Origin of the sequence: Xenorhabdus littoralis (genome assembly GCF_033949345.1) — a bacterium.
Classification (GTDB): domain Bacteria; phylum Pseudomonadota; class Gammaproteobacteria; order Enterobacterales; family Enterobacteriaceae; genus Xenorhabdus; species Xenorhabdus littoralis.
The window spans coordinates 1-23,777 of sequence record NZ_VCDP01000027.1 but is presented as its reverse complement, the minus strand read 5'-3'; the positions used below and the strand labels follow the sequence as shown (position 1 = coordinate 23,777).

The 23,777-nt window shown below is 43.6% G+C and carries 24 protein-coding genes and 1 riboswitch; of the genes, 17 read left to right on the top strand and 7 right to left on the bottom strand.

What is annotated here, in order from left to right; all coding sequences use genetic code 11:
- Nucleotides 1–15: 15 nt before the first annotated feature.
- The 4 genes from thiS (FE394_RS08580) to thiC are packed head-to-tail and all read right to left on the bottom strand — an operon-like array spanning nucleotide 16 to nucleotide 3,686.
- Nucleotides 16–216 carry a sulfur carrier protein ThiS gene (thiS, locus tag FE394_RS08580; protein WP_319925976.1) on the bottom strand — a complete coding sequence of 67 codons (201 nt, stop codon included), beginning with the start codon at nucleotides 214–216 and terminating at the stop codon, nucleotides 16–18.
- A complete protein-coding gene (locus tag FE394_RS08575) occupies nucleotides 213–1,013 on the bottom strand; it encodes a HesA/MoeB/ThiF family protein (RefSeq protein ID WP_319925975.1) in 801 nt (266 codons plus the stop codon). Before FE394_RS08575 ends, thiS (FE394_RS08580) begins: the two co-directional genes overlap by 4 nt.
- Nucleotides 1,007–1,681, bottom strand: a complete 675-nt coding sequence (gene thiE / locus FE394_RS08570) for a thiamine phosphate synthase (RefSeq protein WP_319926007.1) — start codon at nucleotides 1,679–1,681, stop codon at nucleotides 1,007–1,009. Before thiE ends, FE394_RS08575 begins: the two co-directional genes overlap by 7 nt.
- A complete protein-coding gene (thiC, locus tag FE394_RS08565; RefSeq protein ID WP_319925974.1) occupies nucleotides 1,665–3,686 on the bottom strand; it encodes a phosphomethylpyrimidine synthase ThiC in 2,022 nt (673 codons plus the stop codon). The genes thiE and thiC overlap by 17 nt, the downstream gene beginning before the upstream one ends.
- Before the next feature lie 153 nt (nucleotides 3,687–3,839).
- Nucleotides 3,840–3,964: riboswitch (TPP riboswitch) on the bottom strand.
- A 111-nt stretch (nucleotides 3,965–4,075) separates the two neighbouring features.
- Here thiC and FE394_RS19900 point away from each other — a divergent pair.
- The 12 genes from FE394_RS19900 (at nucleotide 4,076) to nudC (ending at nucleotide 14,285) form a co-directional block, all read left to right on the top strand.
- Nucleotides 4,076–4,213 carry an IS3 family transposase gene (locus FE394_RS19900; protein WP_419836320.1) on the top strand — a complete coding sequence of 46 codons (138 nt, stop codon included), beginning with the start codon at nucleotides 4,076–4,078 and terminating at the stop codon, nucleotides 4,211–4,213.
- Between the two features lie 693 nt (nucleotides 4,214–4,906).
- Entirely contained in the window at nucleotides 4,907–5,905 is a 999-nt protein-coding gene (locus FE394_RS08560) for an FAD-dependent oxidoreductase (protein ID WP_319925973.1), read from the top strand.
- Entirely contained in the window at nucleotides 5,889–6,086 is a 198-nt protein-coding gene (thiS, locus tag FE394_RS08555; protein WP_319925972.1) for a sulfur carrier protein ThiS, read from the top strand. The genes FE394_RS08560 and thiS (FE394_RS08555) overlap by 17 nt, the downstream gene beginning before the upstream one ends.
- A 1-nt stretch (nucleotide 6,087) precedes the next feature.
- Complete coding sequence (locus tag FE394_RS08550; protein WP_419836319.1) at nucleotides 6,088–6,861, top strand: thiazole synthase; 774 nt, start codon at nucleotides 6,088–6,090, stop codon at nucleotides 6,859–6,861.
- 116 nt (nucleotides 6,862–6,977) lie between these two features.
- Nucleotides 6,978–7,976, top strand: a complete 999-nt coding sequence (locus tag FE394_RS08545) for a HesA/MoeB/ThiF family protein (RefSeq protein ID WP_319925971.1) — start codon at nucleotides 6,978–6,980, stop codon at nucleotides 7,974–7,976.
- 59 nt (nucleotides 7,977–8,035) lie between these two features.
- Nucleotides 8,036–8,467: an NUDIX hydrolase gene (locus FE394_RS08540; RefSeq protein WP_319925970.1), complete on the top strand. Its 432-nt coding sequence runs from the start codon at nucleotides 8,036–8,038 to the stop codon at nucleotides 8,465–8,467.
- 24 nt (nucleotides 8,468–8,491) lie between these two features.
- Entirely contained in the window at nucleotides 8,492–8,959 is a 468-nt protein-coding gene (locus tag FE394_RS08535) for a nucleoside 2-deoxyribosyltransferase (RefSeq protein ID WP_319925969.1), read from the top strand.
- Nucleotides 8,946–9,911 (top strand): thymidylate synthase, encoded by a 966-nt coding sequence (locus FE394_RS08530; RefSeq protein ID WP_319925968.1) that lies wholly within the window; start codon nucleotides 8,946–8,948, stop codon nucleotides 9,909–9,911. The genes FE394_RS08535 and FE394_RS08530 overlap by 14 nt, the downstream gene beginning before the upstream one ends.
- Nucleotides 9,912–9,967: 56 nt before the next feature.
- A complete protein-coding gene (locus tag FE394_RS08525; RefSeq protein WP_319925967.1) occupies nucleotides 9,968–10,687 on the top strand; it encodes a class I SAM-dependent methyltransferase in 720 nt (239 codons plus the stop codon).
- A gap of 89 nt (nucleotides 10,688–10,776) precedes the next feature.
- Complete coding sequence (locus FE394_RS08520) at nucleotides 10,777–11,733, top strand: DMT family transporter (protein ID WP_319925966.1); 957 nt, start codon at nucleotides 10,777–10,779, stop codon at nucleotides 11,731–11,733.
- A gap of 26 nt (nucleotides 11,734–11,759) precedes the next feature.
- Complete coding sequence (gene bcmE / locus FE394_RS08515; RefSeq protein WP_319925965.1) at nucleotides 11,760–12,998, top strand: thiamine pyridinylase; 1,239 nt, start codon at nucleotides 11,760–11,762, stop codon at nucleotides 12,996–12,998.
- A 510-nt stretch (nucleotides 12,999–13,508) separates the two neighbouring features.
- Nucleotides 13,509–14,285 (top strand): NAD(+) diphosphatase, encoded by a 777-nt coding sequence (nudC, locus tag FE394_RS08510; RefSeq protein WP_319926005.1) that lies wholly within the window; start codon nucleotides 13,509–13,511, stop codon nucleotides 14,283–14,285.
- A 70-nt stretch (nucleotides 14,286–14,355) separates the two neighbouring features.
- Here the strand turns inward: nudC and dcp are convergent, their stop codons facing one another.
- Nucleotides 14,356–16,560: a peptidyl-dipeptidase Dcp gene (gene dcp / locus FE394_RS08505; protein WP_319925964.1), complete on the bottom strand. Its 2,205-nt coding sequence runs from the start codon at nucleotides 16,558–16,560 to the stop codon at nucleotides 14,356–14,358.
- Between the two features lie 321 nt (nucleotides 16,561–16,881).
- Here dcp and hemE point away from each other — a divergent pair, with 321 nt between their 5' ends.
- From hemE to FE394_RS08480, 5 genes are all read left to right on the top strand, one after another.
- A complete protein-coding gene (hemE, locus tag FE394_RS08500) occupies nucleotides 16,882–17,946 on the top strand; it encodes a uroporphyrinogen decarboxylase (RefSeq protein WP_319925963.1) in 1,065 nt (354 codons plus the stop codon).
- Nucleotides 17,947–17,950: 4 nt separating this feature from the next.
- The gene (gene nfi / locus FE394_RS08495) at nucleotides 17,951–18,628 is read left to right on the top strand and encodes a deoxyribonuclease V (RefSeq protein WP_319925962.1); all 678 of its coding nucleotides are present in this window, start codon (nucleotides 17,951–17,953) and stop codon (nucleotides 18,626–18,628) included.
- 76 nt (nucleotides 18,629–18,704) lie between these two features.
- Nucleotides 18,705–19,295: a YjaG family protein gene (locus tag FE394_RS08490; RefSeq protein WP_319925961.1), complete on the top strand. Its 591-nt coding sequence runs from the start codon at nucleotides 18,705–18,707 to the stop codon at nucleotides 19,293–19,295.
- A 185-nt stretch (nucleotides 19,296–19,480) separates the two neighbouring features.
- Entirely contained in the window at nucleotides 19,481–19,753 is a 273-nt protein-coding gene (gene hupA, locus FE394_RS08485; RefSeq protein WP_010848914.1) for a nucleoid-associated protein HU-alpha, read from the top strand.
- A 50-nt stretch (nucleotides 19,754–19,803) separates the two neighbouring features.
- The gene (locus FE394_RS08480) at nucleotides 19,804–20,487 is read left to right on the top strand and encodes a DUF1481 domain-containing protein (protein WP_319926004.1); all 684 of its coding nucleotides are present in this window, start codon (nucleotides 19,804–19,806) and stop codon (nucleotides 20,485–20,487) included.
- 75 nt (nucleotides 20,488–20,562) lie between these two features.
- On the opposite strand, the gene purD is transcribed toward FE394_RS08480, so the two are convergent.
- Together purD and purH are read right to left on the bottom strand one after the other, a co-directional pair.
- On the bottom strand, nucleotides 20,563–21,846 hold the full coding sequence (purD, locus tag FE394_RS08475) for a phosphoribosylamine--glycine ligase (protein WP_319925960.1): 1,284 nt from the start codon (nucleotides 21,844–21,846) through the stop codon (nucleotides 20,563–20,565).
- A 43-nt stretch (nucleotides 21,847–21,889) separates the two neighbouring features.
- Nucleotides 21,890–23,503, bottom strand: a complete 1,614-nt coding sequence (purH, locus tag FE394_RS08470; RefSeq protein ID WP_319926003.1) for a bifunctional phosphoribosylaminoimidazolecarboxamide formyltransferase/IMP cyclohydrolase — start codon at nucleotides 23,501–23,503, stop codon at nucleotides 21,890–21,892.
- Nucleotides 23,504–23,777 lie beyond the last annotated feature (274 nt).

Sequence of the window (23,777 nt, the reverse complement as noted above, 5' to 3'; positions counted from 1 at the left end):
CTAGCTCCAACAAGATTAGCCACCGGCAATGGCCTGAAACAGCAGGATATTGTCACCGTCATTAACCTGATGAGAGTGCCACTCTGAACGCGGAATAATGATTTGATTGATGGCCAAAGCTGTGCCCGCTTGAGTGCGTTGTATATGCTCAAGTAACTGTTGCACTGTCATTGGCGCACTCAGGGTAATAGGTTCTTCGTTAACGATAATGTTCATGCGACTTCTTCCCCTGCCCGTCCTTTATCAGTATTGGTATCCGCTTTTTTGATTGTGGGGGAACAAATCGGGCACTGTAAAGATCGCGTAAGCTGCAATGTATTCCAGCTCTGTTGTTTACCATCAAACAGACGAAGTTTTCCGTTCAAGGAGGGAGGAATTCCAGCCAGCATCTTGATTGCTTCCAACGATTGCAATGTTCCTATCACGCCAACGATGGGACCTAAGACACCGGCTGTCCGGCAGTTGCGGTAAGGTTCTTCCTGATCAGGATAGAGGCAGGCATAACAACCGTATTGGTAAGGAGGGGTGAAAACCATCAGTTGTCCACTCAAGCCGACTGCACTGCCGCTGATGAGCGGTTTGTTTTCTGTAACACAAGCGGCGTTGATGGCATGGCGAGTTGCCATGTTATCGCAGCAATCCAGCACTAAATCGGCTTGCCTGACCGCGTTCATCAAAGATTCACTGTCCTGCCTTTCCGTCAGTTCTGTTATCGTGATCAGTGGATTCAGATCTGCCAGTTGTTTTGCTGCCAATTTTGCTTTGTTGGCAGGAATATCATCTGTGCGATAGAGAATTTGACGTTGCAGATTGGAGATATGCAGTTGGTCATCATCCGCAAGATAAAGATGCCCGACTCCCGCCGCCGCGAGATAGAGTGCTGCGGGTGAACCTAATCCGCCGAGGCCGACAATCAGCACTTTGCTGGCCTTCAATTTTTCCTGACCTTCAGGGCCGATGTCCTCCAGCAGTAATTGGCGACTGTAACGCATAAATTCTTGATCGTTTAACATAGAAGCCCCCGATCTTGACCTTCAACCAAATGAAGTAATCTGGCTGTTACCTGTCGCCAGTCTTGCGCTTTTGTAATAGCAGTGACCAGTGCCACGCCACCGACACCTGTTGCAACAACATCCGGCACTCGCCCCAGTGAAATACCGCCAATCGCGACGGTAGGATATTCCGGTGTTATTTCCACTTGATGTTTTAGTGCTTCAAGACCTTGTGGTGATGAAGGCATCTCTTTCGTGGCCGTGGGGAAAATATGTCCCAGTGCGATATAAGAGGGGCGCAGGAATTTCGCCCGCGCCAGTTCATTCTGGTCATGAGTGGAAATGCCCAGACGAAGCCCTGCTTGCTGGATGGCATTGAGATCGGCGATATCCAGATCTTCCTGTCCCAAATGAACGCCATAGGCATGGTGTTTGATCGCCAGACGCCAATAGTCGTTAATGAACAAACGGGCATTGTATTGACGACCGAGTGCAATGGCAGATTGAATATCTTTCTCTACCTGTTCTTCCGGCTGATCTTTGATGCGCAATTGCAGGGTTCTGACGCCAACTTCCAATAATCGTTCAATCCACGTCAGGGAATCTACGACGGGATAAAGCCCCAAGCGGTGCGCGGTCGGGGCAAAAGGAGCCAGTCGGGGCGTTGAGGCGTCAGGCTGATTTTTCATGAGCTGGCGTTGCATGATTCATCTCCTCTGCACTGTGGTAAAGTTCACTGCCACGGGAACGAAACTCTTCCGACATCTGTTCCATACCGGATTCCAGTTCCAGTTTTGCCGCATAGTCGCGCACGTCTTGCGTAATCTTCATTGAACAGAATTTTGGTCCGCACATGGAGCAGAAGTGGGCAACTTTACCTGATTCCTGCGGCAGGCTTTCATCGTGATAAGAGCGGGCAGTTTCAGGATCGAGCGCCAGATTGAATTGGTCTTCCCAACGGAATTCAAAACGCGCTTTCGACATGGCATTGTCGCGGATTTGAGCTCCGGGATGGCCTTTGGCAAGGTCTGCCGCATGTGCCGCGATTTTGTAAGTAATCAGACCCTGTTTTACATCTTCCTTGTTGGGCAGGCCAAGATGTTCTTTGGGCGTGACATAACACAGCATGGCACAACCAAACCAGCCAATCATGGCGGCTCCGATACCGGAGGTAAAATGGTCATAACCGGGAGCAATATCCGTTGTCAGTGGCCCTAATGTATAAAATGGGGCTTCGTGGCAGTGCTCCAGCTCTTCCGTCATATTGCGGCGGATTAATTGCATCGGGATATGCCCCGGCCCTTCGATCATGACCTGAACATCGTATTCCCACGCGATTTTGGTCAGCTCACCGAGGGTATACAGTTCAGAAAACTGCGCTTCGTCATTGGCATCTTGGATTGACCCCGGACGTAGCCCATCACCCAAAGAGAGGGAAACGTCATAGGCGGCACAGATTTCACAGATTTCGCGGAAGTGAGTGTAGAGGAAATTTTCCTGATGATGGGAGAGGCACCACTTCGCCATAATTGAGCCACCACGGGAAACAATGCCTGTCAGACGCTTGGCGGTCATCGGGACATAACGCAGCAGTACACCGGCATGGATGGTGAAATAATCTACACCTTGTTCGGCTTGTTCCAGTAACGTATCGCGGAACATTTCCCATGTCAGGTTTTCTGCGATGCCGTTGACTTTTTCCAGTGACTGATAAATCGGGACGGTGCCGATAGGAACCGGGCTATTGCGCAGTATCCATTCGCGGGTTTCGTGGATGTAGCGCCCGGTAGAGAGATCCATGACGGTATCCGCGCCCCAACGGGTAGACCAAATCAGTTTTTCCACCTCTTCTTCAATGGACGAAGTCACGGAAGAGTTACCAATGTTGGCATTCACTTTTACCAAGAAATTGCGGCCGATAATCATCGGTTCGGATTCTGGATGGTTAATGTTAGCGGGAATAATCGCCCGACCGGCCGCAACTTCCTGACGGACAAATTCGGGTGTGATGTTTTCCGGTAAATTGGCCCCGAAATTTTGTCCCGGATGTTGTTGGCGGAGCACTTCACTGCGGATACGTTCGCGTCCCATATTTTCGCGCAGCGCGATAAACTCCATTTCAGGTGTGATGATACCTTGGCGCGCGTAATGTAATTGGGTGACACGCTTACCTTGTCTGGCTTTCAGTGGATGCGGGCGATGGTGAAAGCGCAGGTGATCCAGCCCTGCATCTGCCAGACGTTGTTGAGTGAAATCAGAACTCAGGGCTGAAACAGGTTCGGTATCATTGCGTTCATCAATCCAAGGTTGGCGAATATTATGTAATCCCGTTTGTACATCCAGTACGGAAGCCGGATCGCCATAAGGGCCGGAGGTGTCATAAACGGGAACCGGCTCATTTTCTTCAAATTGAGGATTCTCTTTTGTGCCACCAACCAGTGTCGGAGAGAGTTGGATCTCACGCATCGGCACTTGAATATCCTGACGTGAACCTTCAAGGTAAATGCGCTTTGAGTTGGGAAAAGTCACGCCTTGAACGGCGTTGATAAATTCTTGTGCTGCATCCCGCTGAGCCTTACGTGGCCTTGCCGGATGAGACTTGGGCGAAATATCAGCCGTTGGGATGATGGCGTTTGAAATAGATGTATCGGTAATAACGGTATTGGAACTAACGATATTGTTGGACTTAGACATAGCAAATTCCTGACTGTGTTATCGCCTGTGTCATTGTTGATCAGGCTTACGTTGAGAAAATTGCTTGTCTGGAGCTCGCAGGGAGTAATGGTTGATGCTGGTTGGTATCTGTACATCACATTAACATAACGGATATATGATGATACTGGCAGCGAGTTGATTACTCTTGTTCCCTTCGCGGGTATTAGCCCGATCAGGTTCTGCGGATCCCGAATAAACGGTCTCAGCCTGTGTCCATCGTGATATACGCTGAACGCTAGGCACTCCGACAAGAAAAAAACATCTCAGAGTATAACTATTTTTCCTACATAAATCTCTCAATAAAAATCGAAGGATTTTTTGGGACTTTTGTCTGATCTGTCTTTGATGTAGTGTCCACCTTGTTTTTAATGTGGAGCCAGATTTTTGGTAGCAGAAAACAGGTGGTGAATGTGATATTAGATTATATCGACGTGTTTTACAACCACCATCATAAGCATTCAACACCAGGTTATCTGGCTCCGGTGGAATATAAAATAGTGATGTAATTGGGGGGGATAATTTCAAAGACAGATCATTCATGAGGAACTCATTACTATTCTTTTCTTTGGAGTTATGACCAGAGAAATAAATACTGTGACTTAACTCAATATATAGGTAATTTCCATATACATATGGTTTTATTTATGTCATTGTCATGTCTATTTACTGTACGCTAAGGCGCTAAAAATAACAGCGCCAAATAACATGTAAAAATTGTATGCATGGTGCACCGTGGTGTATGGAATATTTATTTACCTGAATTCATTACTATTATGAAAAGCTATTTATAGAGTCTAATTCTATTTAAGTAAAAAGTCACATTGGCAAGTATTCTATAGTTATTGAAAACATCCGGTTAATTATGTTTGTTTCTATTTGTTTTTATTTATTTCAGTTATATTTTTTATTTACTTCAGTTGTGTTTTTTAAAATGTCTCTCAGAATTAAAATTGAAAGGATAGTTGCTTGCCGAAATTGGAACTTTAAGGATATTACGATGTACCCCGAAAATACATTCTTAATTGGAGTTTCGGTAGCTTTATTATTTCCGTGGCAACACAATTAGAAGCAACCTAGTTGAAGCGGTAACTAAGGTAAAAGATTACTTACATCAGGCCATCTTAGAATCTGACAACTTGAACATAGGCTTCGGTCATGGCCCAGTTCATCATTTTCTTTAATAAATGGAATGGGAAACTATGCATATTACAATCATAGGGGCTGGTGTTGCAGGTCTGACTTGTGCGGCAGAGTTCATGGCAAGAGGCGCAAATGTTCGAATTCTTGAACGCGGATCAACGATAGGCGATAAAGCATGTTCTTGGTGGGCTGGCGGTATGTTGGCTCCATGGTGTGAAGGTGAAAGTGCTGCGCCTTCAGTCGTTAAATTAGGACAACATGCTATCGATTGGTGGGCAAATCATACTGATACACTTATCTTATCAGGTACTCTTGTGCTTGCTTTGGGGCGTGATGTTGCCGAGCTGAAGACTTTTGCCAATAAAACTGAAAATTACGAACACGTTAATTCAGAACAAATTGCAGCACTTGAGCCAGATCTTGCTGACCATTTTCATAAGGGACTCTTTTTTAAAAATGAAGCATTCCTGAACCCTCGTAAAGCAATCACACAATTATCTAAAAAGTTAGAGGCGCTCGGCGTCGAATTTGTATTCAACAGTGAAGTCAACATCAATAATGTGAAATGCACTGATTTAGTTGTTGATTGTCGGGGTTTGGAAGCGCGCGATACATTAAAAACATTACGTGGAGTCAAAGGTGAGATGCTCTTGATTCACAGTAATGACATAAAAATCAATAGATCCATTCGATTACTACATCCAAGAATACCATTGTACTTGGTTCCGCGCGGTAATGGCCTTTACATGGTTGGGGCCACCATGATTGAAAATGAGGAACGTGAACGAATTTCAGCGCGTTCTATGTTCGAACTACTTGGATCAACATTTGCCCTTCATCCCGGTTTTAGTGAAGCCGAAATTGTAGAAATAGGCGTCGATGCGAGACCCACATTCCCAGATAGTCTCCCCCGTGTTTCTTGGAAAGATCAAATTCTTTGCGTGAATGGTCTCTATCGTCATGGATTTTTATTGTCTCCTTCAATGGCGCAAATGGCTGCAAAAGTTGTTTTTGAAGGATCTAATATTCCGGAGTCAATTGATGAATATTCTGGTTAATGGCTTAGAATTCTCTGTTTCGGGTTCCAGGTTAGGGCAAATTCTTACAGAACTTGGGTATGACAATATGGTTTTGGTAACCGCTGTAAACGGCAATTTTGTAAGTACGGAAAAGCGCGATGAATTTAAAATAAAAAATTCAGATAAGATTGAAGTTTTAGCGCCAATGCAAGGAGGCTAATGTGCTAAAAATATACGATACAAAACTTCATAGCCGTCTGATGCTCGGAACATCTCAATATCCATCATTGGAAATTTTATCAGAATCGGTTAAAGCCTCTAAAGTAGAAATTGTCACTGCATCCCTTCGTAGAGAGTCTGGCAAAAATAAGGCTGGGCAAAGCTTTTGGTCATTAATTAAAGAATTAAATGTCCTGGTGCTTCCCAACACAGCCGGCTGCCATACTGTAAAGGAAGCAGTAACGACTGCACACATGGCAAGAGAAATTTTTGGTACAGATTGGATCAAATTAGAAGTTATTGCTAACGACGATACGTTGCAACCTGATGTCTACGCTCTTGCTGAAGCAGCAAAGATCTTGTGTGCTGATGGTTTTAAAGTCTTTCCCTATTGCACAGAAGATCTCTCTGTTGCAGAAAAATTGTTACAAGTGGGCTGTAAAATCCTGATGCCTTGGGGTGCACCTATCGGTTCTGGCCGAGGGTTAAATAATATCTACGGCCTGAGAACTCTCCGCGCGCATTTCCCTGATATTCCTCTAGTGATTGATGCGGGAATAGGCTTGCCTTCTCATGCGGCGGCGGCCATAGAGCTGGGTTATGACATGGTGTTGCTGAATACAGCTGTAGCGCGTGCTGGTAACCCTGTCATGATGGCTCAGGCTTTTGCTAATGCAGTTGATGCTGGCCGACTTTGTTATTTGGCTAAGCCTATTGAAAAGAGATATATGGCGGAACCTTCTACACCGGTATTCGGTAAGGCCTATTTAGCATGAAGATAGATCCATTTTACCCTATTGTTGATAGTGCGGGCATCAGACTGATATCACATTGAATACTGATCCAGTCAACCGGGTGAAAGAGTGGCTCACGATAACAAGAGGGCAATGTATTGAATCGTTATGAGAGGCAACAAGTACTGCCACAAGTGGGAAAAAGCGGGCAAGCAAAGCTTTCTAACGCTAAGGTCTTAGTTGTTGGTGCCGGTGGTCTTGGCTCGCCGGTACTTCAATATTTGTGCGGTGCTGGCGTTGGTACCTTAGTTATCGTTGATCCCGATATTGTGGAACTGACCAACTTACATCGACAACCTCTGTACAACGAGAGTTTGGTAGGCCTGGCAAAAGTTGACGCTGCAAAAAAAGGACTAGCAGAACTTAATGCTGATATTCAGGTCATTCCACATGCTACGACATTGAATCCAGACAATGCTCATCTGTTAGTGAGTCATGCCGATATTGTTTTAGATTGTGCTGATAGCTATGCAGCGAGTTACATGCTGTCAGATGCCTGCTTACAGCTAGGAAAACCGCTTATCTCTGCATCTGCACTTGGCCTTAACGGTTATGTGGGCGGGTTTTGTGCTTCTGCGCCTTCTCTCAGAGCTGTTTTTCCTGATATTCCCAATAATATGGCGACTTGTGCGACTGCAGGTATCTTGGGCCCTGTAGTCGCAATGATAGGCGTTTTGCAGGCTCAAATGACCATCGGGGTTTTGCTGAATTTATTTCCGTCACCTTTAGGGCAAATGGTATCCATCGATTTAGATAAGTACTCATTTTCAAGTTTTCGCTTTGATAATGCGGAAGAACCAAAATCTATCCCATTTCGTTTTATATCCACATCATCAATCAATTCCAAAGATTTGGTAATAGATCTTCGGGGTAAAGATGAAGCGCTCAACCCTGTTCACCCTGATGCGCTAAGGATGTCAGTTGATATGTTCTGTGATGGGAGCTTCATTCCAACCTCAGGGAAAAGAACTGTTTTTGCATGTAGATCCGGTTTACGTGCATGGAATGCAGCAAAAAATCTTCGCAATTATTGGGATGGAGATATCGCACTCATCGCGATGGCAAGTGTCGATAGCAAATTAAGGATAAAAGCTTAAGTTTAATCATATCAGTGATAAAGGTGGGTTTAATTATGAAAGCAAATGAAGGCCAAAAAATGCTATCTGAGCCCAAAGTTGCTACGTTAGCCATTGTGTATCATGACGATCGGCTTTTATTAGTTAAAAGGAAAAAACAGCCTCAGAGGTTTGGCTGGGGTTTTCCCGGTGGCTCTGTACTACCCGGTGAAAGCCTAAACGATGGTGTTTTACGGGAGCTCAAAGAAGAAACACAATTAGCCGCTACGATAGAAACAACTCTTCCTGTCGTCGAAGTCAATGAATTTGACAGTGACGGTGTCCACCATCATTTCATCTTAGTACCACTTCTCTGCCGTTATTTGTCGGGAATACCTGTTGCCGGAGACGATGCGCTGGAATGCCGATGGATGAGCTTCACAGATATTTATAACCAATCAGAAACTCTGATTGATCATGTTGCAACTGTAGCTCGGCAAGCTGAAGCCTTAATAAAAACACAGAGCAATTAACTTTTGAATAAGGGGTTTTATATAATGAAAAAGATGTTTCTGGCAGGGCCATTTAAATCATTAGTAGATCCTGACACTCATATAATGTCACACAAAAATATCAAGCAATTACAAAGCATTATTGAATATTTTGAAGAAAGAGGATGGTCTGTGCACTGTGCCCATAAACGCGAAAAATGGGGGCGTGAGTTTATGACACCTGTCCAATGTACACTGATTGATTATGAAGAAATCAGTCAGTGTGACTATTTCGTGGCCTTTCCTGGCATCCCTGCTTCACCAGGCACACATATTGAAATGGGTTGGGCATCAGCCATGAAAAAACCCGTGGTACTTTTGCTTGAAGAAAACGAAGAATACGCCTTTTTAGTTCAAGGATTGGGTGAGATTACTTCAGTTAAAACATTACGCTACAATAAGGAAGCTGGTGTCGATATCCCTCAAATAGAAGCGTTAATTGATGAATTCGAGGGTATTTATGAACCTATTTGATACCTTTGATGAATTGTATATCGCGACACTGGATCTGGTCAGTAATAACTATGAATTTGAAAATAGCCCACGTGGGTATTCTGAACGTGAAGTTATTGGTTTCAGTTGTAAATTGACTAATCCATTATCAAGATATTGCTTTCACCCTATGAGAAAGCAAAACATTATTTTCAACTATGCAGAAGCGTTATGGTATCTCTCAGGAAAGAATGATCTTGATTTTATATCCCGTTATGCCCCCTCTATGGCTAAATATTCTGCTGATGGGAAAACTCTGCCCGGTACCGGCTATGGTAATAAATTATTGCATTTTGGATCCAGTGACCTGAATCAAATTTCCAGAGCTGTTGATATTATCAAAAATGATGATGCTGATAGCAAAAGAGTCTTCCTCCAAATATTCAGCGCGGACGAAGATATTTATAAAACCAATATAGATGTCTCATGCACCTTAGGACTGCAATTGCTCTTCCGTGCAGGAAAATTACACATGGTTGCCTATATGAGGGCCAACGATGCATATGTAGGAATGTTAGGAGATATCTTTTCATTCACGTTCATTCAAGAGTTCATTGCATCAATGCTAGATTGTGAAGTAGGTCAATATACCCATAATGTAGGCTCAATTCACATATATCAGCACAATCAAGAGAAAGTCCAATCCATATTGGATAACCCATTTGAAACATTTGAGACAACACATTCTCCCCCTGTTATGCCTAAATCAAATTTTTCAGTGATATCCAAAGTATTAGAGTATGAGAATAAAATTTGTCACTCTGAATTGTCTTTGGATGATATAAATCAGCTTCCATTAGATGAGTACTGGATAGAAATTCTCCGTCTCTTTAAAGTGAATGCTTATTTCCAAAATGGAGAAAGCGTGCCTGATATGCTAATTCAACGCATTCACCCATTTCACAGATCCTTTTTATTGAACAAACTAAAATAGGTACGCTTGATCCTTTTTAGTTATTACTACACATAAATATGAATGAGAAATGATAAATGAATACTGACTGGATGAAAGACGAAGTTTCAAATTTATTTGATCAATATGATGATTACTTAGAGGAACAACTTGGATACACACCATTAATTGAAAACATTAAAGAGAGCTTAGGACAAGATATATCAGTTCTTGATTATGGTTGTGGTGGTGGGAAAGTATCACGCCGATTAGTTGCTAACGGTATAAAAACAGTCACGGGCGTTGATATATCACAAACCATGGTGGATAAGGCTTCCAGTAACGTCAATCGTGGTAATAGTTCTTATCATCAAATTAGAAGTGGGACTCTTAATTTCAATGATAGTATTTTCGATGCAGCTATATGCTGTTATGTGTTCATCAATAACAGTGAAAAATCTGAACTTTTAAAAATTGCCAAAGAAATTTATAGGACACTAAAAAATAATGGTGTTTTTTATATATTAGATACCAATCCAGATTCATCAGGCGTTAAATTTAGTTCTTTTATGAGCGGGGATTCAAATAAGAAATATAGTGATGGAGAAACCAAGTCTGTTTATTTAGACATGCCAGATGGAAGTATTTTTGAGATTTCAGATACGTATTGGCATAAAGATACCTATTACACGATATTGAATGAAGCAGGATTCAAAAGTATTGAGCTTTTTGAATACTACCATACTGATATTTCTAAGGAGACTGATGATCCACAAAATTACCCGCCTTTCGTAATGTTCAAAGCAACTAAAGGCTAGATACTAATATCTGACTAATGGAATTCCTGGCTTGTGATTAAAATACGGATAAGGAATTCCACATAACTAGTTTCGAAGGTAATTTTAAAATGGCATTAGTGAGTTTAAGTAAATTGAAAGCCAACCGATATGTCTTCGGGCTATTGCTAGCAGTGATGGCAACGTGCCTATATGCTCTTAAAGGCATTATTGTAAAAATCATGTACCAGAATGGTATTGATAGTATCAGTGTTATGGCTCTCAGGATATTCTTTATATTGCCAATTTACGCCTTTATTGGAATAAGGATTTATACAAAACTCACTTCCGAACAGACACATTCTATTAAATCTAACTGGTATTTATGCTGTTTGATTGGTGTCATTGGTTACTATTTATCGAGCTTTTTCGATCTGAAAAGTCTGAATTATATCAGTGCACAACTTTCCGGTTTAGTTTCGTTCACTTATCCGATATTTATTTGTTTTATAAACTGGCTTTTGTTTAAGGAAACGTTCAAAAAAGACATGTGGTTAACACTTTCTTTAAGCTATAGCGGGATAATTTTACTTTTATCGTATGAACTCAATTTAGGAGAGACTTCCAGTGTCTTATTCGGATCAGTTTACGCCATAGGAAGTGCATTGGCTTTTGCTTGTTATATGATCTTCAGTAAACAGCTTATGTCCCATATGCCAAGTACTATGTTCACTAGCATTGCAATGGGAGCTGCAAGTATTTGTGTATTTATCCATTTTTTAGCAGAAGGAGAATGGAAAAACATAAAATTAACTCCACAGGTATTATTGCTTTCCTTGACGCTCGCCTTAGCTTGTACTGTCGCCCCTTCTTTTATCCTGGGTAAAGCCATTGACTATATTGGAACTAATCAGGTTGCCGTAATGGGTGCATTTGGTCCGGTAGCAACTGCTGTAATGGCAGTTATCATTCTGTCAGAGCCATTCAGTAACTATCATTTTTGGGGAATGGTTTTAGTCGTTCTATCAGCAAGCTGGCCATTTTTAGTGAATCTTATAAAAACAAAATTGAATTACATAAAAGATTAATGACCTTCAATTGTAAGGAAACAAATATGAATATTTTAAAATCCAGAAAAATTAAGTATCTCATTGTATCTTGGTTTGCTTCTCTTTTGATGATTGGATCAGTATTTGCTCAAGATATTCATGTTGGCTTATACCCTTGGGTGCCACGTGTAGAGCAGTTTCAGACTGAACTGACTAAAATTTGGAAACAAAAATACCCAGATGACAATCTCATTTTTGTCTCTGATAAAGTTTGGGATGGAGGTTACAGCACAACCCCATCAAATCAATTAGACATTTATATCTTTGATGCAATTTACACCAATTATTTCGCCAGCAATGGTTGGCTGTTGCCTCTCGGAAAATCGGATATTGATGATTTTGATGATTTTTTTGACTATGCCGTAAATGGAATCAAAGTAGCAGATGCGGAATCTTATTGGGGAATTCCTCAATTAGGATGTGCTCATATATTATTCTATAACGCTAATGATACTGAAGTTCATATGGCTCAAACATTAACCCAACTAAAAACAGCTTTAAAGTCCTGCCAATATACAGGCCAAATTCCATCCGATAGAACAGGGTTAATGATAAGTATGAGGAGTTCAACGACAAATGCGGGTTTGTACTTACAGGCAGTTTATAGTCTCTATAATCAGATGCCGATGAACTTGCCATTCAGCCCTGTTGAGTTACATTCTGAAGCAATTACAAATTTAAGATCCATTATGGAAATGTCTAGCTATGAGAATTCGACTAAGAAAACGGCTAGTTACCAGCATGGCAAATGGTTTGAAAAAGGTCATGGTCGGGCATTTGTCGGTTTCACCGAATCACTGGCCGTATTGAGTCATGCAACTCTGGATAATATTGCTTTCAAAGTCATGCCATTCTCAGATAATACCGAAAGAAACACTCTCTTTTACGCTGATATTATTGGGGTTTACCCGAAACAAAATAGAACTGATAAAGAACTCTCAAGGATTAAAGAACTCGCGAATGTGATGGCATCAAAAGATTATATGGTTTCAGCCTCACGGCCTGTTTCAGATTCGTTGCAAGGCCCCGAATCAAATCCCCAATATCTCATGCCCGTTCGAAAATCAATTTTCGCTAAATTAGGAAGTGAATACCCAATTTATAACAAAATGCAAATGCTTGTTGAAAACAGTTCTCCGGTACTTTTTACCATGAATGCTCAAGGTAAGACTTGGATAAATAAAATACATGCAGATCTTATGTCAGCCATTAGAAATGATTTTTCATGCGAAATTTCGCCCTAAGTAAAATTTCATAATAATAGTACACTCAGTTCATGAAGACGCCTTACTCCTCGCAGCGCTAGGAGTAAGGCAGTGATCTAACATTCTGAATGCTTATTTACACATAGGAGTGAATCACTGAAAATCCTTTTGGTATTCACCAAAAAAATAAGTGGATAATATCAGGAACTCTGCTTTATCAGGTCTTGCAGCAACAACAGACGCCTTATAACTTGCTTAATATTCTAACCCATGCGTTAATAAATACTTCGGTTTGAAAGACAGACCTAAAGCAGTTCTCATCCTCAGGCGTTATCCCAGATATCCCTTTTTTTTGAGTTCCTCCATTAAGCGCTAAGTAGCATCTAAATCAAATACGGCAATTTGTTGTGGAATAGTGGCTGTTCTTTCAATGAATATGCATGAGATTGGCTAATGTAACAGATCGCTGACGGGAGATAATGAAAAGAGTATGCTGAATTTGAACAAGGCGTCATTAAGACGATGGTATAACTCATGATGGAACAGATGATGATGCAAAAACAACTGACCGGTATAGAACGAGGCTGGTGGATTGTCAGTCTTGAAAGTCGGGTTTGGCTGCCACAGGAAGAGTTACCGTCAGGTACTGCTCATCAGTGGTCATTGCAAGGCCATATGGCGCAGCCTATCGGTGAATGGCAGGGTGAAACAGTTTGGTTGGTTCGCCAGAAAATGACGTCAGATATGTCTTCTCCCCGCTTAATTGCTGATCGGGATACCAAATTGTTTCAATTAGTAGGACGCGGTGTCCAGTTGGCTGAATTTTATCGTTCGCACCACTATTGTGGCTATTGCGGTCATGAGATGCAGCATAGTCAGCACGAATGGGCTTGTCTGTGCAACCACTGTAAGGAACGTTACTATCCACAAATCGCGCCCAGCATTATTGTTGGCATCCGCCGAGATGACCATATTTTGCTGGCACAGCACCAACGCCACCGTAGTCGTATCCATACAGTCCTTGCCGGATTTGTTGAAGTGGGTGAAACACTCGAGGAAGCGGTACATCGTGAAGTGATGGAAGAGAGCGGAATTAAGATCCGTAACCTGCGTTATGTCGCTTCTCAACCGTGGCCTTTCCCGAATTCAATGATGGTGGGTTTTCTGGCCGATTATGACAGTGGTGAAATCATCGTTGATCCGGTTGAACTTGTCAGTGCAGATTGGTATCACTATAACAACCTTCCTCTGATCCCTTCCTCTGATACAATTGCTCGCCGTTTAATTGAAGATACGGTTGCGTTATGTCGTCAGCAATCATGTTAATTGATCAATGAGTTGTTGAATGCTTTTAAAAACATGTTCCCCCGCCCGGATTGGGCGAGGGCTTATGACCTTATTGTTTTTGTTCCTTCAGGCCCCGGTTTTTCAGCATAGATTCAATACTCGGCGGTTTACCGCGCCAGTTAATGTACAGCTTTTCCAATTCTTCACTATTACCACGTGATAACACCTTATCGCGGAAACGTTGGCCATTCTCTGCCGTCAGGCCTCCGTGTTCGGTAAACCAGGCAAAAGCATCGTCTGCCAGCATTTCCGTCCACAGATAAGCATAATAACCGGAAGCATAACCGCCGCCCCAAATGTGTTTGAAGTAGCTGGAACGATAGCGTGGCGGCACGTAACTGAGGTCGATGTTGTCTTGTTTCAGAGAGTTGGCCTCAAACTTATCTACGTCCTGCTGTGGTTGATCCGCGGTCAGCATATGCCAGTGCATATCCAATAATGCGGCTGACAGCAGCTCGGTCATGAGATAGCCTTTGTTGAATTTGTCAGCTTTATTGATCTTATCCACCAACGCTTGTGGCATTGCTTCACCACTTTGATAATGTTTGGCGTAATGGGCAAACACCTTTGGATCTCGCGCCAAATACTCATTAAATTGTGAAGGAAATTCCACAAAATCACGGGCAGTATTGGTACCGGACAGGCTCGGATATTCTTGTTCGGCAAACATGCCGTGCAAGGCATGCCCAAATTCATGGAACAGCGTGATCACGTCATCATATGACAAGAGTGCCGGTTGGCCCGATGCAGGCTTGGTGAAGTTGGTGACGTTGTAAATTACCGGTCTGGTTCCGAAGAGTTTTGATTGTCCGACAAAATTACTCATCCAGGCACCACCACTTTTGTTGTCGCGCGTAAAGTAATCGGTATAAAACAACGCCAACGGCTTCCCGTCTTTATCGAAAACTTCATACACGCGGACGTCGGGTTGATAAACCGGGATGTCTTTGCGCTCTTTAAAGGTAATGCCATACAGCAGATTGGCGGCATAGAACACGCCATTGTTCAGGACGTTATCCAGCTCGAAATATGGCTTAATCTGTGATTCATCCAAATCATATTTTGCTTTGCGTACCTGCTCGGCATAAAACGGCCAATCCCAGGCCTCCAGCTTAAAACCCCCTTTTTGTTGATCAATCACCGCCTGAATGTCTTTGGCCTCGCGCTCAGCGCGTGCCGTTGCTGCGGGTACAATATTACGCAAAAATTTCAACGCGGCTTCAGGCGTTTTTGCCATCTGATTTTGCAGTTTCCACGATGCATAATCCGGGAAACCCATTAGCTTAGCTTGCTCAGCACGGATTTTCGCTAATCGGGCCAAGGTTTGACGCGTGTCATTATCATCACCTTTTTCGGCCCGGGTCCACGATGCTTCAAATAACGCCTTACGCGTATCGCGATCTTTCAGGTCTTGCAGGCTCGGCTGCTGGGTGGTGTTTTGTAATACCAGCAGCCATTGTGTGTCTAGTTTGCGCTCACTAGCAGCCTGTGCTGCCGCAGCTATTTCACCATCGGACAATCCGTCCAGTCTGACCTTATCTTGAATCGCCAGTGCGCCATTTTTGGTTGCTGCCAGTAGTTTGTTGGTAAACTGAGTATTAAGTGTTGCTGCTTCCTGATTCAAAGCCTTTAACTTTGCTTTATCCGGATCAGGCAAGTTGGCTCCCGCTAACTCGAAGCGTTGATAAGTCACTTCCACCAATCGACGTGATTCCGGGTCCAGCTTCAACGTCTCGCGCTGCTGATAAATGGTTTTGATGCGGTTGAACAGTTGACTATTCAACATAATCTCATCCTTCATCGCCGCCAGCTTCGGTGAAATTTCCTCATCCAGTTTTTGCAGCTTGTCAGTGGTGTTAGCCGATGTCATCGCCCCAAATACGTTCATCACCCGTGTTAACATTGCGCCCGATTTCTCCAGCGCAATAAATGTATTTTCAAAATCAGGAGTGGCGGGATTGTTGGCGATCTTCTCTACCTCCTCCAGTTTTTGTTTAATACCGGCAGCAATTGCGGGCGCATAGTCTGCTTCTTTTATCTTATCGAACGGAGGAGCCTGAAACGGCAGTTCATTCGGATAGAAGAAAGGGTTTTTGTTCTTATATTGCTGTTGATTAACTTCATTGGTCACATTCAGCTCCTTTACCTGATCACTTGATACGTTCATGTGATCAGATCTCGGTTTATTTTCTTCGGCCTGCGCCTGAGTGCCTAATGCCAAGCCAATAGCCAGTACTAAGGTGGATAAACGCATCAGTCGAAACTCCTCCATGTAGGGTCTAATAGGTTATTTATCAATGAAAATAACGTCATAAGCGTTTTCATATCGTCGTGAGAAACGCATCGCCTTAACGCAACACTTGAATAACATTTATGCAACATAATGAAAGCGATGCGCCAATGTGCATAGTCCTTGTTCCGGGTTTTGTGACTATGCCCATAAATTTTTTCATCTGGCGTTGTTCGTTATGGGGATTGGTGCTTGAACGTTTATTTATTGGAGGTCAAGACGGAAGTTCGGCTTTCGACGTGTTATCATGCGCGCGTTTTTTGTCGATAATCAAGGGAGCTTGCCATGAATGAGTTGAAAAACGATCGCTATCTGCGTGCCTTATTACGCCAGCCTGTTGATATCACTCCTGTATGGATGATGCGCCAGGCCGGTCGATATTTACCTGAATATAAAGCTACACGTCAGGAGGCGGGAGATTTCATCTCGTTGTGCAAAAACACTGAGCTGGCCTGTGAAGTCACGCTCCAGCCTTTGCGCCGTTTCCCCTTGGATGCCGCCATCCTGTTTTCCGATATTCTGACTGTTCCCGATGCAATGGGATTGGGGCTTTATTTTGAAGCGGGTGAGGGGCCACGTTTCCACTCGCCGATTATGAATCATGCCGATGTGGAAAAATTGCCTGTGCCTGATCCAGAACAGGAGCTGGGATATGTCATGGATGCAGTGCGTGCCATCCGCAAGGCGCTGGCAGGTCAGGTTCCTTTGATAGGTTTTTCTGGCAGTCCGTGGACACTGGCAACGTATATGGTTGAAGGGGGAAGCAGCAAAGCTTTCACCAAAATTAAGGCCATGATGTATGCAGAGCCTGCCACATTGCATCTATTGCTGGATAAATTGGCAAACAGCGTTATTCTGTATTTGAACGCGCAAATAAAAGCGGGCGCTCAATCTGTCATGATTTTCGATACTTGGGGTGGTGTGTTGTCCCATCGTGATTATCTGGAATTCTCTTTGCAATATATGCATAAAATTGTGGATGGATTGATCCGTGAACACGAAGGCCGTCGCGTTCCTGTCACCTTGTTTACCAAAGGCGGCGGGCAATGGCTTGAAGCGATGGCGGCAACAGGATGTGATGCGCTGGGTTTGGATTGGACAACCAATATTGCTGATGCTCGTCGCCGTGTTGGCGATAGGGTTGCTTTGCAGGGCAATATGGACCCTTCCATGTTATATGCACAGCCTGCGCGAATTGAACAAGAAGTTTCGACGATTTTGCAGGATTTTGGGGCGGGTAGTGGGCATGTCTTCAATCTTGGGCATGGTATCCATCAAGATGTTCCGCCAGAACATGCCGGCGCATTTGTCGAAGCAGTCCATAGACTTTCAGCGAAATACCATCAATGATTTTATGATTGATACAAAAGCACTACGTCAGGAACAGATAGAGAAAGCAGGGCAGGTTATCCGCCATGATGCTTTTTCTACGTCTTTTACGCCAGAGTTTATTGCGGGTGCTGATGTTGGATTTGAAAACAGCGGGACGGTGACTCGTGCCGCTATTGCTATTTTGCGTTATCCCACCCTTGAATTGGTGGAATATCAAATCGCCAGAATTGATACGGTACTTCCTTATATCCCTGGTTTACTCTCATTTCGTGAATACCCTGCACTGATAGCGGCTTGGCAAAAATTAAGCCTGCGGCCTGATTTGGTTATGGTGGATGGTCAGGGCATTGCCCATCCCCGGCGTTTTGGGGTTGCCAGCCATTTTGGGCTGTTGGTAGATGTTCCGACAATTGGTGTGGCAAAAAGCCGTTTGTGTGGTGAACATGCTTCTCTGGGAGAGATCCCCGGAAGCCGTCAGCCATTGATAGATCACGGTGAACAAATCGGCGTCGTATTGAGAAGCAAAAAAAGATGTAATCCGCTCTATATTTCCATTGGTCATAAGGTCAATATTAGTAGCGCGGTATTCTGGGTTGAACAGTGTATGAAAGGGTATAGACTGCCTGAACCGACCCGTTGGGCGGATGGTATAGCCTCAAATAGAGCGTTTTTTAAGCAAACAATGCAGAAAAATCTTTAATTGAGGTGGAAATGTGTGGATATTCTTGATTTTCAGGTAAACTTCGACGCAAATTAGGCATCATGAGTAACGACCAATGTTAAGAAACCCGATTCACCTGAGGTTGGAGAAACTCGAAAGTTGGCAACATTTAACTTTTATGGCTAGTCTATGTGAGCGAATGTATCCAAATTATCAGGTGTTTTGTCACCAGAGCGAGTTTGCAGACCCTGCACAGTATCGCAGTATGCTGGATCTTGTGTGGGAAATATTGGTCGTCAAAGATGCAAAAGTGAATTTTGATAGTCAGCTGGAAAAACTGGAAGACATTATCCCATCCTCAGAGGATTATGATATCTATGGTGTGTATCCAGCGATTGATGCGTGCATTGCATTGGGTGAAGTCATTCATTCTCGTCTGAGTGGCTCGACGTTAGAACATGCAATAGCTGTTAGCGAAATATCCATCCGTACTGTTGCTATGCTTGAAATGACACAAGCTGGTAAAGAAATGTCCGAGGATGAGTTAAAAGTATTACCTGCCATTGAAGAAGAGTGGGATATTCAATGGGAGATTTTCCGTTTGTTGGCAAATTGCGAAGAACGGGATATCGAGTTAATTAAAGGATTAAAGGCTGATCTCCGAGAGGCGAGGGTCAGCAATATCGGCATAAATTTGGAGCAATAACTCATAAAACGTGACTTAGTGCTTGATTTGCCGCATTTAAAGGCTTCACATTTGCCCTCACTCTGTTCTACATTGGAGGGCGAAAAGAAGTGGCTATCGGTGCGTGTATGCAGGGGTGCTGTCAAATCGGCATATCCGTCGCACTCGATGCTTTGCAAACGATAAACACACTGTAAGGATAATCTATGAATAAGACCGAATTAGTTGATGCAATTGCAGCAGGCGCAGACCTGACCAAAACCCAGGCTAAAGCTGCTCTGGAGTCAACTTTAAATGCAATCACTGAATCCCTGAAAAATGGTGATGCAGTGCAGCTGGTAGGCTTTGGTACTTTCAAAGTTAACCACCGTGCAGAGCGCACTGGTCGTAACCCACAGACTGGTAAAGAAATCAAAATTGCAGCAGCAAATGTACCTGCGTTCTCTGCTGGTAAAGCACTGAAAGACGCAGTTAAATAATCGCATTGCGAAAAAAAACAAAAGAGGGGAGTTTAAAGCCCCTTTTGTTGATTCTACAGGGGCTGCTGGCATTAGGGTTTATCTCTTTGCTCAGCGCCTGCTCGATTCAGCCTAAAACGCCACTTTTCAGCGCCAGTGGTTTTGTAACCGATGGCGGCGTTATCCGTTTATGGCGCTTGAATGACCCAAATGGTGAACCTCAGGTTATTATGAGTGTTTACAGTCCCTATCTTAATAAAAATACCACTGTTACTTTCTACGAGTATCGTCATGGCAGTTTGTGGCAGATTCACCGTAATGTGCTTGATAGCTTACCAGCAGAAAAAACGTCAATCGCAAAAGAATCAATCGCGGAAACATTGCGGATTGATCAAGATAATGCGGTCATCTTTAAGCTGCGGAAATTAAAAGAACATAATGAATTGCTTTCCGACGATGAGGTGGATCGTCTGCGGTCTGATGCTAAGTCTATAGAAGAAACCAGTGACACCTTAATTGCAGAAAAGGTTAAGTTATTTCAGGGGCATTGGTGGAATGGTCAGGTTACCACTTGTTCAGGGAAAACATTAATTATCGATTTTGATGTTCATGCCCAGACATGGCTTAAAGAAAGGCAAAATAACAGCCTTGCGCCATTGACTATTGCGTGGCTGGATTCGCCTGAAGGAAAACAGTTATTGTTAGTCGCTAACGATGATTTTTGTCGTTGGGAACCGACGAAAGATAAGCTGTAATCTTGTTACTTCCGCCGGTATACCCAATGAATTTCAAGCTGCGACTTGAAAGACGACAGGAATAGATTGATTTATTTATTTCAAACGGGCAATGGCTCGGTAGCCAATGTCGTTACGATAAAAACATCCTTCCCAGTTAATTTGTTCAGCTCCCAGATAAGCCTTTTTCTGTGCGTCAGCAATATCGTTGCCTAAAGCAGTCACACATAAAACACGTCCACCCGAAGTAACAACTTCTTTGTCTTTAAAAGCTGTTCCGGCATGAAAGACTTTTTCATCGGCATTGGTTTCCCGAGTTAATCCCCTGATAACATCCCCTTTAGCATAATTAGCCGGATAGCCTCCTGCTGCCAGTACAAGACCTAATGCAGGGCGGGGATCCCATAAGGAAGTTTTTCCGTTTAACTGACCTTTTGCCCCAGCAAGACAGAGTTCAACTAAATCAGAGCGCAGGCGCATCATAATAGGTTGAGTTTCTGGATCACCAAAGCGGCAGTTAAATTCAATTACTTTCGGCTCGCCTTGCTTATCGATCATTAAACCTGCATAGAGAAAACCAACGTAAGTATGACCTTCGGCAGCCATTCCTTCGACCGTGGGATAAATGATTTTTTCCATGACGCGTTGGTGGATTGCATCCGTTACCACGGGAGCAGGTGAATAAGCACCCATGCCCCCGGTATTTGGTCCGGTATCACCGTCACCTACACGTTTATGATCCTGACTGGTCGCCATAGGGATCACGTTTTTACCATCCACCATGACAATAAAGCTGGCTTCTTCTCCATCCAGAAATTCTTCTATGACAATGCGATGCCCGGCGTCACCAAATGCATTGCCAGCCAGCATATCTTTGATGGCGCTTTGTGCTTCTTCTATAGTCATCGCGACGACGACACCTTTACCCGCAGCCAGACCATCAGCTTTAATGACAATTGGTACGCCCATTTTTTCCAAATAGGCTAATGCGGGATCAATCTCGGTGAAATTTTGATAGTCTGCTGTAGGAATATAGTGGCGAGCAAGGAAATCTTTGGTGAAGGCTTTGGAACCTTCCAATTGAGCCGCCGCTTTTGTCGGACCAAAAATGGTCAATCCTGCCTGCTGAAAAGCATCAACTACACCGATAACCAGCGGAACCTCAGGCCCCACGATGGTTAGTCCGATATCATGACGTTGGGCAAACGCAAGCAGCCCTTCAATATCTGTCGCGGCAATATCCACATTTTCCAGATTCGTTTCCAATGCAGTACCTGCATTGCCTGGTGCGACATAAACTTTACTTACCAGAGGCGATTGTGCCGCTTTCCATGCCAATGCATGTTCTCTTCCGCCACTACCAATAATCAATATGTTCATCTGGCTCTCCTATTATTAAGGCAGAAATTTATGGTAGAAGTTGTTAATGGCGGAAATGTCGCATGCCTGTGAAAATCATGGCAATGCCATGTTCATCGGCAGCAGCAATGACTTCATCATCACGAATAGAGCCACCCGGTTGGATTACGCAGCTCACACCCACTGCGGCAGCGGCATCAATACCATCACGGAATGGGAAAAAGGCATCGGAAGCCATGGCACAACCCTGAACCTCTAATCCTTCATCTTCTGCCTTAATGCCTGCTATCTTGGCTGAGTAAACTCGGCTCATTTGCCCTGCACCAATGCCAACTGTCATATTATCCTTGGCATAAACAATAGCGTTGGATTTGACAAATTTCGCGACTTTCCAGCAGAACAGCGCATCCTGCATCTCTTGTTTCGTTGGCTGACGTTTGGATACAACACACAGATCATCTTCGCCCACCATACCTAAATCGCGTTCCTGTACCAGCAAACCACCGTTGACACGTTTGAAATCTAACCCTGCGACTGGTGAATGCCATTCGCCACATGCCAGAACACGGACATTTTGCTTGGTTGCCAGAATTGGCAGGGCGGTTTCATTAATAGAAGGAGCAATTATCACTTCAACAAACTGGCGCTCAATGATGGCCTTGGCGGTATCTGCATCCAGAGCACGGTTAAACGCAATAATGCCACCGAATGCGGAAGTAGGATCGGTTTTGAACGCCTGATCATAAGCGGTATGAATATCAGCGCTGACTGCAACACCGCAAGGGTTGGCGTGTTTGACAATCACGCAGGCCGGCTCGGAAAAGGCTTTTACACATTCCAGTGCAGCATCAGTATCTGCGATATTGTTATAAGACAGCGCCTTGCCTTGTAACTGCGTTGCTGTAGCAATCGAAGCCTCAGCAATTTGTTCTTCTATTTGTTCTTCTATATGTTCTTCTATATAGAAAGCAGCATCTTGATGGCTGTTCTCACCATAACGCATGTTCTGTTTTTTAATAAAGTTCAAATTCAGTGTGCGAGGAAAGCGTCCTGATGGTTGGTCAGTCTCACCATAATAGGGGGCAACCAGTTTGCCAAAGTAATTGGCAATCATGCTGTCGTAAGCGGCGGTATGTTCAAATGCCTTGATGGCTAAATCAAAGCGAGTGGAGTGTGTCAGCGAGTTTTGGTGGCTATCCATCTCCTCAATAATCTTGTCGTAATCCTGACTGTTGACAACAATCGTGACATCTTTATGGTTTTTGGCGGCTGAGCGAACCATCGTCGGACCACCGATATCAATATTCTCGACGGCATCTTCCAGAGAGCAGTCTGGTTTTGCGACGGTTTGTGCAAAAGGATAAAGATTAACGACAACCATATCTATTGGCGTAATTTGATGTTGCGCCATCACTTCATCATCCAGTCCACGACGACCCAAAATACCGCCATGAATTTTGGGATGCAGCGTTTTGACTCGTCCATCCATCATTTCAGGGAATCCTGTATGGTCCGAAACTTCGGTGACATTTAGCCCAGCTTCGGACAGCAGGCGAGCGGTGCCTCCTGTCGAAAGCAGTTCGACACCACGACTGGATAAGGCCTTGGCAAATTCAACAACCCCCGCTTTGTCAGAAACACTCAGCAGGGCATGACGGATTGGACGAAGCTGTTGCATTGGTGTGATCCCTTGGATTTCATAAAACAAGAATGTGCTATTGAGGAAAAACCACTGATTGAGAGAAAAAAATGGCTTATGCAATAACATTTCAAAACAATCTGAAAAAATCATGAGGTGATTTTTCCTACGCAGATTGTAACGAAAACGTTTGCGTGATGCTCGACAAATTTTACTAAAATATCTAAATGTGAATAAATTTGTGCATAAAAGGGTATAAGTAGGCATTTTGCTGTGTAATGCAGCAAACGATAATTTTTTTGAAAAAAACTAT

Excerpts from the sequence above, each read along its gene's own strand:
- thiS (WP_319925976.1), bottom strand. The coding sequence starts at position 216 with ATGAACATTATCGTTAACGAAGAACCTATTACCCTGAGTGCGCCAATG.
- FE394_RS08575 (WP_319925975.1), bottom strand. The coding sequence starts at position 1,013 with ATGTTAAACGATCAAGAATTTATGCGTTACAGTCGCCAATTACTGCTG.
- thiE (WP_319926007.1), bottom strand. The coding sequence starts at position 1,681 with ATGAAAAATCAGCCTGACGCCTCAACGCCCCGACTGGCTCCTTTTGCC.
- thiC (WP_319925974.1), bottom strand. The coding sequence starts at position 3,686 with ATGTCTAAGTCCAACAATATCGTTAGTTCCAATACCGTTATTACCGAT.
- FE394_RS19900 (WP_419836320.1), top strand. The coding sequence starts at position 4,076 with ATGTGGAGCCAGATTTTTGGTAGCAGAAAACAGGTGGTGAATGTGATA.
- FE394_RS08560 (WP_319925973.1), top strand. The coding sequence starts at position 4,907 with ATGCATATTACAATCATAGGGGCTGGTGTTGCAGGTCTGACTTGTGCG.
- thiS (WP_319925972.1), top strand. The coding sequence starts at position 5,889 with ATGAATATTCTGGTTAATGGCTTAGAATTCTCTGTTTCGGGTTCCAGG.
- FE394_RS08540 (WP_319925970.1), top strand. The coding sequence starts at position 8,036 with ATGCTATCTGAGCCCAAAGTTGCTACGTTAGCCATTGTGTATCATGAC.
- FE394_RS08535 (WP_319925969.1), top strand. The coding sequence starts at position 8,492 with ATGAAAAAGATGTTTCTGGCAGGGCCATTTAAATCATTAGTAGATCCT.
- FE394_RS08530 (WP_319925968.1), top strand. The coding sequence starts at position 8,946 with ATGAACCTATTTGATACCTTTGATGAATTGTATATCGCGACACTGGAT.
- FE394_RS08525 (WP_319925967.1), top strand. The coding sequence starts at position 9,968 with ATGAATACTGACTGGATGAAAGACGAAGTTTCAAATTTATTTGATCAA.
- FE394_RS08520 (WP_319925966.1), top strand. The coding sequence starts at position 10,777 with ATGGCATTAGTGAGTTTAAGTAAATTGAAAGCCAACCGATATGTCTTC.
- bcmE (WP_319925965.1), top strand. The coding sequence starts at position 11,760 with ATGAATATTTTAAAATCCAGAAAAATTAAGTATCTCATTGTATCTTGG.
- nudC (WP_319926005.1), top strand. The coding sequence starts at position 13,509 with ATGATGCAAAAACAACTGACCGGTATAGAACGAGGCTGGTGGATTGTC.
- dcp (WP_319925964.1), bottom strand. The coding sequence starts at position 16,560 with ATGCGTTTATCCACCTTAGTACTGGCTATTGGCTTGGCATTAGGCACT.
- hemE (WP_319925963.1), top strand. The coding sequence starts at position 16,882 with ATGAATGAGTTGAAAAACGATCGCTATCTGCGTGCCTTATTACGCCAG.
- nfi (WP_319925962.1), top strand. The coding sequence starts at position 17,951 with ATGATTGATACAAAAGCACTACGTCAGGAACAGATAGAGAAAGCAGGG.
- FE394_RS08490 (WP_319925961.1), top strand. The coding sequence starts at position 18,705 with ATGTTAAGAAACCCGATTCACCTGAGGTTGGAGAAACTCGAAAGTTGG.
- hupA (WP_010848914.1), top strand. The coding sequence starts at position 19,481 with ATGAATAAGACCGAATTAGTTGATGCAATTGCAGCAGGCGCAGACCTG.
- purD (WP_319925960.1), bottom strand. The coding sequence starts at position 21,846 with ATGAACATATTGATTATTGGTAGTGGCGGAAGAGAACATGCATTGGCA.
- purH (WP_319926003.1), bottom strand. The coding sequence starts at position 23,503 with ATGCAACAGCTTCGTCCAATCCGTCATGCCCTGCTGAGTGTTTCTGAC.